Raw genomic sequence first — 1,870 nt, 5'->3', positions numbered from 1 at the left:
CCAAGCGATGATGAGCAGATGCTTGATGGGATTAAGCGTGAGGATGATAACTTTGTTCCATTATCAAGCCCGCCAGATCTGACGGATGACGATGAAGATGCTCGCCTCAAGGTTATCAACGAGAGCAACACCAAAAAAGAAATCGTCGTGCCTGTGATGCCATTGGTCTGATGGCGTTTGAAATTAAGAAAAATTTAGTTTGTAGAATGTGAGTAAATAATGAGCGAAAATCAAGGCTGGTTTAGCCGAATGAAACAAGGACTGTCCAAGTCTAGCAAAAACCTAACCGAGGGATTGATGAATGTTCTGGTTGGGGGTAAGGAGATTGATGACGAGCTGCTGGAGGAAGTTGAGGATCAGCTCTTGGTGGCGGATATTGGCGTTGATGCCACGAATCGCATCATTAAGAGCTTAACCGAGCAGACGGCGCGCGGCGATTTGATTTATTCGCATTCATTATATAAAGCCCTAAAAAAAGAGCTGGTCGAGATTTTAGAGCCTAAGGTTCATCCGCTACAGATCGACACTTCAAAAAAACCATTCGTCATCCTAACGGTAGGCGTCAACGGGGTGGGCAAAACGACCACGATCGGTAAGCTTGCCAAGCGACTACAGGGCGAGGGTAAGTCTGTGATGCTTGCGGCAGGAGATACTTTCCGCGCTGCCGCAACCGAACAGCTACAGATCTGGGGTGAGCGTAATGGCATCCCTGTGGTCGCTCAAGGGCATGGTGCAGACAGTGCTTCCGTCATCTTTGATGCCATGCAGTCAGCGCGCGCCAAGGGCATCGATGTGCTGATCGCAGATACAGCAGGGCGCCTGCAGAATAAGACGCATCTGATGAATGAACTTGAAAAAGTCGTGCGCGTCATGAAGAAGGCAGATGAGACAGCACCGCATGAGACGATGATCGTTCTGGATGCTGGCACAGGTCAAAACGCCATCAATCAAGTTCAGATATTTGGCGAGGCAACGCCACTGTCAGGCATTACCATCACCAAGCTAGACGGTACCGCCAAGGGGGGTGTGGTCTTTAACGTTGCTCAGAATACCGATGTGCCGATTCGCTATATTGGCGTGGGCGAGCGCATTGATGATTTGCAGGCATTTGATCCTAATGATTTTGTCGATGCACTGTTCGATGAAGAACAATAATAATCTACGAACCGCCCACTATTAAGGGCGGTTTCTTATGGATGGAATTTAGCATGGTTTATCTGACTTATGAGTCACCCTTTGATTTGCCGATGATGGTGCTGTGCGTGCATGAGGGTAGGCTGCGTTCACTCCATTGGCAAAATGAGCCAGCTCAGGCGCGATTTAACCTAAGTGCCGAACCATCTTATTTAACCTTGCAGGATTTAAAACTCGATGATGCAGACCATGTATTGGCCCATAAGGTGGTGACACAGCTCGACGAATATTTCGCGGGCAAAAGGCGTGCGTTCGATGTGCCGCTTGATTTGTCTTGCGGTACGCCTTTTCAGCAGCAGGTGTGGCGAGCGCTTTACAGCATTCCTTATAACGAGACCATCAGCTATAAGACTTTGGCGACCATGATTGACAAGCCCACTGCCTATCGTGCCTGCGCCAATGCCAATGGCAAAAATCCCATCAGTCTCATCGTTCCGTGCCACCGTGTAATCGCAGCTGATGGCAGCATCGGCGGATATACGGGCGGTATTGAAATTAAAGAAGTGCTACTTGGTGTTGAAAAAGGTGAATTAAAATATGATAAATCATCAAGTTGATGCCTGTAGTAAGACCAGAGATCTAAAATCCAAACTGATGACAAAAATACTGGCAAAAGCTATCTTAGGTCATGTATCTGTGTTATAATTAAACGATTATTTCAATTTTTATTTTCTTT

General features: G+C 47.2%; 2 protein-coding genes. Both read left to right on the top strand.

Annotated features, from left to right (window positions below):
- Positions 1-219 precede the first annotated feature (219 nt).
- Complete coding sequence (gene ftsY / locus GY683_RS08905; protein ID WP_297288389.1) at positions 220-1,155, top strand: signal recognition particle-docking protein FtsY; 936 nt, start codon at positions 220-222, stop codon at positions 1,153-1,155.
- Between the two features lie 53 nt (positions 1,156-1,208).
- Positions 1,209-1,751 carry a methylated-DNA--[protein]-cysteine S-methyltransferase gene (locus GY683_RS08900; protein ID WP_297288388.1) on the top strand — a complete coding sequence of 181 codons (543 nt, stop codon included), beginning with the start codon at positions 1,209-1,211 and terminating at the stop codon, positions 1,749-1,751.
- Positions 1,752-1,870 lie beyond the last annotated feature (119 nt).

It is taken from the genome of Moraxella sp. (assembly GCF_024227015.1).
Taxonomy (GTDB): domain Bacteria; phylum Pseudomonadota; class Gammaproteobacteria; order Pseudomonadales; family Moraxellaceae; genus Moraxella.
Note: the sequence above shows the minus strand (reverse complement) of the source record. Positions and strands in the feature narration are given on the sequence as shown.

Bases quoted from the DNA above. Each gene is read 5' to 3' on its own strand.
- ftsY (WP_297288389.1), top strand. From the start codon at position 220: ATGAGCGAAAATCAAGGCTGGTTTAGCCGAATGAAACAAGGACTGTCC.
- GY683_RS08900 (WP_297288388.1), top strand. From the start codon at position 1,209: ATGGTTTATCTGACTTATGAGTCACCCTTTGATTTGCCGATGATGGTG.